The sequence below is a fragment of the Rhodococcus sp. NPDC056960 genome (assembly GCF_042674125.1).
Classification (GTDB): domain Bacteria; phylum Actinomycetota; class Actinomycetes; order Mycobacteriales; family Mycobacteriaceae; genus Rhodococcus_F.
In genome coordinates, this window is the sequence record NZ_JBHURF010000019.1 from 192,007 (window position 1) to 199,981 (window position 7,975).

At 68.4% G+C, this 7,975-nt stretch carries 9 protein-coding genes; 8 read left to right on the forward strand and 1 reads right to left on the reverse strand.

Going from position 1 to position 7,975, the window contains the following annotated elements; all coding sequences use genetic code 11:
* Window positions 1–13 precede the first annotated feature (13 nt).
* Complete coding sequence (locus ACFTWF_RS28615) at window positions 14–2,341, reverse strand: arylsulfatase (protein WP_378464499.1); 2,328 nt, start codon at window positions 2,339–2,341, stop codon at window positions 14–16.
* Window positions 2,342–2,494: 153 nt separating this feature from the next.
* Between ACFTWF_RS28615 and ACFTWF_RS28620 the strand changes: the two genes are divergently transcribed.
* From ACFTWF_RS28620 to ACFTWF_RS28655, 8 genes are all read left to right on the forward strand, one after another.
* Window positions 2,495–2,944, forward strand: a complete 450-nt coding sequence (locus ACFTWF_RS28620) for a hypothetical protein (RefSeq protein ID WP_378464500.1) — start codon at window positions 2,495–2,497, stop codon at window positions 2,942–2,944.
* Window positions 2,945–2,947: 3 nt separating this feature from the next.
* The gene (locus ACFTWF_RS28625) at window positions 2,948–3,343 is read left to right on the forward strand and encodes a VOC family protein (RefSeq protein ID WP_378464501.1); all 396 of its coding nucleotides are present in this window, start codon (window positions 2,948–2,950) and stop codon (window positions 3,341–3,343) included.
* A gap of 80 nt (window positions 3,344–3,423) precedes the next feature.
* Window positions 3,424–4,632, forward strand: coding sequence for an anion permease (locus ACFTWF_RS28630; RefSeq protein WP_378464502.1), 1,209 nt, complete (start codon window positions 3,424–3,426; stop codon window positions 4,630–4,632).
* Window positions 4,633–4,643: 11 nt separating this feature from the next.
* Window positions 4,644–4,910, forward strand: coding sequence for a hypothetical protein (locus tag ACFTWF_RS28635; protein ID WP_378464503.1), 267 nt, complete (start codon window positions 4,644–4,646; stop codon window positions 4,908–4,910).
* Between the two features lie 45 nt (window positions 4,911–4,955).
* On the forward strand, window positions 4,956–5,297 hold the full coding sequence (locus ACFTWF_RS28640) for a DUF3349 domain-containing protein (protein WP_378464504.1): 342 nt from the start codon (window positions 4,956–4,958) through the stop codon (window positions 5,295–5,297).
* Window positions 5,298–5,299: 2 nt separating this feature from the next.
* Window positions 5,300–5,599: a DUF3349 domain-containing protein gene (locus ACFTWF_RS28645; RefSeq protein ID WP_378464505.1), complete on the forward strand. Its 300-nt coding sequence runs from the start codon at window positions 5,300–5,302 to the stop codon at window positions 5,597–5,599.
* A complete protein-coding gene (gene menE / locus ACFTWF_RS28650) occupies window positions 5,596–6,741 on the forward strand; it encodes an o-succinylbenzoate--CoA ligase (protein ID WP_378464506.1) in 1,146 nt (381 codons plus the stop codon). Before ACFTWF_RS28645 ends, menE begins: the two co-directional genes overlap by 4 nt.
* A gap of 185 nt (window positions 6,742–6,926) precedes the next feature.
* A complete protein-coding gene (locus ACFTWF_RS28655) occupies window positions 6,927–7,841 on the forward strand; it encodes a hypothetical protein (RefSeq protein WP_378464507.1) in 915 nt (304 codons plus the stop codon).
* Window positions 7,842–7,975 lie beyond the last annotated feature (134 nt).

Consider the following 7,975-nt stretch of genomic DNA (forward strand, 5'->3'; position numbering starts at 1 on the left):
GCTCGACCTGTCGCTACGTGTACTCGACCGACATGCGGTCGATCGTGCCGTTGAACGGGAACGGTTTCCTGTCGTAGTAGTCCAGCGACACCGGGGAACCGAGGCAGGTGCCGACGTCGAGGCAGTCGTTGGCTGTGAACAGCAACGGCGCGCTGACCGGCACCTGTCCCTCCCCGACGACACTGCCGTCGACACAGAGCTTCACGTTGAGCGGGCCACCGAGCCGCGCCTCGACGTACTCCGTGATCACCTCCACCTTCCGGGTGCCCGGCGGGAGCGGACCGCTCGAACGAATCTTCGTGCGCATCAGGATGAACAGGTTGTACTCGTAACAGAGGTAGCCGTCGTCGACGAAGCACGTGAGCCCGCCGGCGTTGCTCCCCAGCGCGTAGAGCACTCCGCTCGGATTCTCCGGCGCCGTGAGGTCGAGGGTGACCCTGTTGTTCTTGTTGCCCAGCGCGGGAGCACAGAACTCGGGCATGCGGATCGTGTCACCGGAGAACTCCCAGCTCGTGTACGGCGTCGTGATCCGCTGCTCGGGATGCAATGCGACGACCCACAGCCCGCCACCGACGGGAAGCACATTGTTCTTCGCGGCCTCGATCACGAACAGTTCCCGCAGTTGCGCCAGCTTCTCCGGATGCTGCTCCGCGAGATCCCGGCTCTGGGTCCAGTCCTCGTCCAGGTTGTAGAGCTCCCACACGTCGTCGTCCGGGCTCCAGTCACGGATGCCGCCCGGCATACCCGCCGCCCAGGGTGCGCGTGGCCCGAACGCGGACGCCATCCAGCCGTCGTGATAGATCGCCCGGCTGCCCATGATCTCGAAGTACTGGGTGGGCTTCCCCCCGGCCGCACCGGGTTCGACGAGTGTCTGCGCGAAGCTGGCGCCGTCCACCGGATCCTGCGGAACACCGTTCACCATCCGCGGTGGGGTGATCCCGACGATGTCGTACAGAGTGGGCACCACGTCGTTGCAGTGCAGGAATTGCGTGCGGGGTGTCGGGTCCGGTGTCACCTTCGCAGGCCACCGGGCCACCATCGGGTTGCGGGTGCCACCGAGATGGGAGGCCAGCAGCTTCATCCCCTTGTACGGTGCGCTGCCCGCCCATGCCCAGCCCGCGTGGTACATGTTGTCGGTCTTCGGCGACCCCAGGACGTCCAGACCGCCGAGCTCCTCGAGGGCCGCGATGTGCTGCGCCGGTGTGGTCGGAATGCCGTTCTGCGCCAGCAGTTCACTGATCGTGCCGTTCTGGCCCTCACCGGAGGAGCCGTTGTCACCCCAGATGTACAGGACCAGGGTGTCGTCCCGGTAACCCAGACGGTCCAGCTCGTCGAACAGCCTGCCCACCTGGACGTCACAGTGCTCGGCGTACCCGGCCGCCACCTCCATCAGCCGACGCTGGAACGGCTTCTCGTCGTCGGGAATGTCGTCCCACGCGGCCATCGTCGGGTCGCGGTCGGTCAGCTCCGCTTCGGGGGGAATCCAGCCCTTCTCCTTCGCCCGCGTGAAGACCCGCTCCCGGTAGGCATCCCAGCCGTCGTCGAACTTTCCGGCGTACTTGTCGGCCCACGGCTTCATGATGTGGTGCGGTCCGTGCAGACAGCCGCTGGCCCAGTACATGAAGAACGGCTTGTCGGCCTCGAACGCCTTGTGCCTGCGCAGCCAGCCGATGGCGTCGTCCGCGAGATCCTCGCTGAGGTGGTAGCCCTGCTCCGGCGTCTTCGGGGGCAGCACCACCGTCGTGTTGCGCACCAGGTTCGGCTCGTACTGCGACGCCTCGCCGGCGAGGAAACCGTAGAAGTACTCGAATCCGAGACCCGTCGGCCAGTTGTCGAACGGACCGGCGGCCGTGGTCTCCTCGGCAGGCGTGTTGTGCCATTTCCCGAATGCGGCGGTGCTGTACCCGTAGTTGCGCAGCACCTCCGCCCCCGTCGCACAGGACCGCGGGATGTGGCCGGAGTAGCCGTCCCAGTCGTTGGCCAGTTCGGCGATCTGCCCGTTCCCGACGCGATGGTGGTTGCGTCCGGTCAGCAGCGACGCGCGGGTCGGTGAACACATTGCGGTCGTATGGAATCGGTTGTACCCGATGCCGTCCTGCAGCATCGCGTCGAGCGTCGGGGTGTTCACCTCACCGCCGAGTCCGCTGGGCAGGCCCGGCCCGGCGTCGTCGATGACGACGATCAGGATGTTCGGGGCGTCGGCGGGCAGCCGCTTCTCCTTCGGATGCGGGTTGTACACCGACTCCTGCATGGTCCGGCCGGCGACGCTCCCCGACGGTCTCGGCGGGAACGGTAACGATTCGCCACCCGGTATCGGCTCGCCAGTCACGCTCGAAGTCATGGTCCCGTCCCCTCGTCGTCGGAAGCTGTCGATCCAGTCCAACACCGGGCGGTCGTGGGCGAGTACACCCTCTGAGGGTGAAATTCGCGGACGGATTCGTCGCGTCGGCAGGAGAGGACACGCGACGTCACCGATTCGGGCACACTGACCCCCATGAGCATCGACCGCGAGCTCCCCGCACCGGAACACCGTCGTCCGCCCGGAGTCGGTGACGACACGGTCGCCGCGCTCGGCAAATTGTCGGAGGCCCTCGAAACGGTCGAGCGGGCCCGCGGGCACCTCTACTCGTTCCATCAGCTGATCGGGCACGCCGACCTTCAGCTCGGCGAGGCCGTCGACGCGCTGCGGGACGCCGGTCACGCGGACGTCGCGGACCGGGTGCAGTCCGAGCTGGTGGGTCGCAACGTCGTCGAGGGCCGGTGGACGTTCCAGCTGGTCGAGGAGTTCGACGACCACTACTGGTCGCCGCTGCGCGAGCACGAACGTGGCGCACGTCACGAACTCGCCGACGGACGGCGGCACCTGTTCGAGGCCGAGATGAAGGAAGATCGACGGACACACGGTCGCACGGGACACGAGGCCCGGCCCGGCGAAGGAGGGTGACGGGTGGAAATCCTCAGCAGCAGGACGATTCTGCGGCCGCGCGACTACCCGACGACGCTCAGCTTCTACCGCGACATCCTCGGGCTCGCCACCGCCCGTGAATACCCCGGGGGCACGGTGTTCTTCGCCGGTCAGGGCCTGATCGAGATCGCCGCGCACGGCGGTACCGGTGAATCGTCGTCCTTCGACGGCGCGCTGTGGCTGCAGGTGCGCGACCTCACCGCCGCGCAGACCGAGCTGGTGCTCGCCGGGGTGAAGATCGACCGCGAGGCCCGGCAGGAATCGTGGGGTCTGGTCGAGATGTGGATCGCGGACCCCGACGGAATTCCGATCGTGCTGGTGCAGATCCCCGACGATCACCCCCTCCGCCGCGACACCCGTCCGAAGGGTGAGAACTGACCGGACGCCGTACTCGGGAGTGATCCGGCACACCGGACGTCAGCTGTACATTTCCGGTCGAAATCCGCACAATCCTCGGTGTGACCGCAGAGCTCGTAGTCCTTCTGGTGGTGGTCGTCACCGCCCTCGCTTTCGATTTCACGAACGGCTTTCACGACACCGGCAATGCAATGGCCACCTCGATCGCGACGGGAGCTCTGCGGCCCAAGGTCGCTGTCGCGCTCTCCGCATCGCTGAACCTGGTCGGCGCCTTCTTGTCCGTGGAGGTTGCGGCGACCGTCGCCAAGGGCGTGGTGAACCTGGGAGCAGTGAGCGGCGAGGATCTTCTGCTCATCGTGTTCGCGGGCCTGGTCGGCGGCATCATCTGGAATCTGGCGACGTGGCTGCTCGGCCTGCCGTCGAGTTCCTCCCACGCACTGTTCGGCGGTCTGATCGGTGCGGCCATCGCGTCCATCGGCATGAGCGGTGTGGAGTGGGGCGGCGTGCTCAGCAAGGTCGTCGTCCCCGCCGTGCTGGCCCCCGTGGTCGCGGCGCTGGTCGCCACCGCGGGCACCAAACTGGTCTACCGGATCACGTCGACGGTGCCGGAGGGCACCAAGGAGCACGGGTTCCGCATCGGCCAGATCGGCTCCGCGTCGCTCGTGTCCCTGGCCCACGGAACGAACGACGCCCAGAAGACGATGGGCGTGATCTTCCTCGCACTCGTCGCGCACGGAAGCCTGTCCGCCGACGACGAAATGCCGTTCTGGGTCAAGCTCAGCTGCGCTGTCGCGATCGCGCTCGGCACCTACCTCGGCGGCTGGCGCATCATCCGCACGCTCGGCAAGGGACTCGTCGAGATCGCGGCCCCTCAGGGCATGGCCGCGGAATCGTCGTCCGCCGCCATCATCCTGACGTCCAGCCACCTCGGGCTGCCGCTGTCCACCACGCACGTCGCGACCGGATCCATCCTCGGCACCGGACTCGGACGCAAGGGCGCCGAGGTCCGCTGGGGTATCGCCGGACGCATGGCCGTCGCGTGGCTGGTCACGCTGCCGTCGGCGGCAATCGTGGGAGCCGTGTGCTGGGTCGTCGCCCACCTGATCGGCGGTCTGCCGGGCGTTCTCGTCGTGTTCGCCGCCCTGATCGTGCTCGCCGGGTTCATGTACCTGCGCTCCCGCCTGCAGCCGGTGACGTCCGGCAACGTCAACGCCGAGTGGGAGGCGGGCGACACCCACGTCCCCACCGAACGGACCGAGCCGGACGTGGCCGAGACCGCGGACTCCGCCGGTCCCGCCGCGCATCGCTGAAGGGCCGGCACATGACACTCCTGACCACCACCGTCCACTCGCTCTGGCAGGTCATCCTCGTCGGACTGCTGTTCGGTGCCGGACTCCCCGCGATCTTCGCGCTCGGACTCAAATCACTCGGCGGCACGGACACCGGTGAGGACGTCACCCAGCCGACCGTCGCAGGCCGGATCGGCGCCTGGGCCTGCTTCGCCGTGGTGCTGATCGCGATCATCACTGGGATACTTCTGTTGATGAAGGACTTCCTGGCCGGCAGCTTCGGTATCCACATCTTCTGAGCGGCGACCCCGAGTCCCGTTCCATCGACGAAAGAGGCCGCACGCGTGCCCAAGAACTCACTTCGCTCCGTGCTCGACTGGCTCCGCGCCGGATACCCCGAGGGAATCCCGGCGAAGGACCACTTCGCGTTGCTGGCCGTGCTGCGTCGTCGCCTCACCGACGAGGAAATCGAACAGGTCGTCGCCCTGTCCATCGAGACCGCCCACGAGACGCCCGAGCGCCACGTCGACTACGACAACATCCGCCGCCTCATCAGCGAGATCACCCACGAGGAACCCTCCGAGGAAGACATCGCGCGGGTGACGGAGAACCTCGAGGCCGGAGGGTGGCCGGTCGGGACCGACGCCGAATGCGGCGACGTGGAAGAAACCCCCGACGCAGGCTAGCCATGAGCCTCCCACCGTTTCTCTCCTCCATCATCGGCTGGCTGCGCGCCGGCTACCCGAACGGCGTGCCCGAGCAGGACTACATTCCGTTGTTCGCCCTGCTCACCCGCCGGCTGTCGGAAGAGGAGGTGGACGCCGTCGCCGACGCCCTCGTCGAGGAGGGCGACCTCCCCATCGAGAAGACCGACATCCAGGTGCTCATCACCAAGGTCACCAACGAGTTGCCGCTGGAATCGGACGTCGACCGGGTGCGCCGCAACCTTGCCGCCGGCGGCTGGCCGCTAGCCGGGCCTGCCCAATGAGTGAATTGGAGGTCCTGCCCGTTCCGTCGGGAGTCGGGGTTCTCGGGATCCTGCCGCAGCTGTCTGCGATCCTCGACGGGACCGCGCCCGCCGCGCTTCCCGTCCCCGCCGCGGACGAGCGCGAGACCCGCCGGCTCACCGACGCGCTGCGCCCCGGCGACCCCATCGGCGACGGCATCGCACTCGTCGTCGCGACGTCCGGCACGACAGGTGTGCCGAAGGGGGCCATGCTCACCGCGGCCGCACTCCGCGCCAGCGGTGACGCGACGCATGCACGGCTCGGCGGTCCGGGCTCGTGGTTGCTGACCCTGCCCGCCCACCACATCGCGGGCATGCAGGTGCTGCTGCGCAGTGTGCTCGCAGGCACGGAGCCGGTGGTGATCGACGTGACCGGCGGCTTCGATCCCGACACGCTGCCGGCTGCGGTCACGTCGATGCGCGGCCCCCGCCGCTACACCTCGCTCGTCCCGACACAGCTGGTCAAGGCCCTCGACCACCCCGACGCCGTGGCGGCACTGGCCGCGCTCGACGCCGTGCTCCTCGGGGGCGCCGCGACCCCCGCACCGGTCCTGCGGCGCGCCGTCGACGCCGGCATCACCGTCGTCCGGACGTACGGCATGAGCGAGACCTGCGGCGGGTGCGTGTACGACGGGGTGCCCCTCGACGGCGCCCGGGTCCGGATCGACGGCGACGGTCGCGTCCTCCTCGGCGGACCCATGCTCGCCTCCGGATACCGCGGACTCCCCGACCACCCCGCGTTCGCCGAACCCGGCTGGTTCCGCACCGACGACGCAGGCACCCTCATTGACGGCGTCCTCGCCATCACGGGCAGACTCGACGAAGCCATCTCCACCGGCGGTCTCACCGTCGTCCCGCAGGTGGTCGAGGCGGCTCTCGTCGCCCACCCCGACGTCCGCGAATGCGCAGTGATCGGCCTCCCCGACGAGCGACTCGGACGCCGCGTCACCGCCGTCGTCGTCGCCGAAACCGGCACCGCACCGACACTCACCGAACTCCGCTCGTTCGTCGAACGCACCCTCGACCCCACCGCCGCACCCCGCGAACTGCACCTCGTCGACGCCCTCCCCCTCCGAGGTCCCGGCAAGATCGACCGGCGCGCACTCGAATCGCGCTTCGGATAGCAGGCCGGGGTCGGGTCGACGCGGCTGTTCGCGGAGACATTGGCCGGACGCGGGGACAATTTCCGCGCGTCTGACCAATGTCTCCGCGGATGGAGTTGTCCACAGGCGGTTCGTTATCCACAGGCCAGCCGAAAGCCCGAGTGAACGGACCATCGACGGTTCGAGGTGTGCGGCACGATGTCGCCATGACCTACGACGTGATCTTCCGGCGCCGTGCCCTGGCCGACGGCGTCACCGACTCCGAGATCCGGCACGCACGAGATTCCGGACGGCTGGTGCGCGTCGGGACGGGCGCGTACATCTCCGACGAGCACTTCGCCGGACTCGATGCGCAAGCGCTGCACCGGGTCCGGATTGCCGCGGCACTGCAGTCGCGCCCACCCGGTGTCGTGGTGAGCCACACCTCGGCGGCACTGCTGCACGGCATGGATCTCGGGGACATCTCGCTGGAACGGGTGCACCTGACGAGGAACCATGCCTCCGGCGGCGGGCGAACGTCGGGGGTCCATGTCCACGCCACCCCGTTCGACGCCACCGATGTCGTCACGGTCGGCGGGCTTCCGGTCACTTCCCCCGCCCGGACGGTGGTGGATGCGGCGCGCATCTCGACGTTCGATCAGGCAGTCGTCGTCGGCGATTCGGCCCTGCACCGTCGACTCGTCACGGTCGAGGAGATCCTGGATGCGGTCGGCCGGGCGGGACCGCGTAAAGGCATCGCGACGGCGCGGCGTGCAGCGGGTTTCCTCGACGGTCGTAGCGAGAGCCCGGGAGAGTCGCTGAGCCGCATCCGCATTCGGCAACACGACCTGCCGTCCCCTGAACTCCAGCACGTCCTCCGCGACGGGACCGGCGCCTTTCTCGGCCGGGTCGACTTCTTCTGGACGGGCAGCGGCGTGGTCGGGGAGTTCGACGGGCTGGGGAAATACGGCGTCGACGGGAGCCAGGCGGCGGTGGCCGTCCACCGCGAGAAACTCCGCGAGGATGCGATCCGCGACGCCGGGTACGAGGTGGTCCGGTGGACGTGGCGAGATCTTTTCGACTTCGCCGTCGTGAAGGAGCGCTTCGAGAGAGCGTGCGCGCGCTCCGGCCACCGGCGCTGACGGACGTTCGCGGAGACATTGGCCGGACTGTCCGGCCAATCGTTCGTTGTCAGGATGGTCGTGAGACACCCGACTACGAACGCGGGGAAGCTGGAGCATGACGTGATCGAGGCAGAGGTCGGACGAACCCCCAC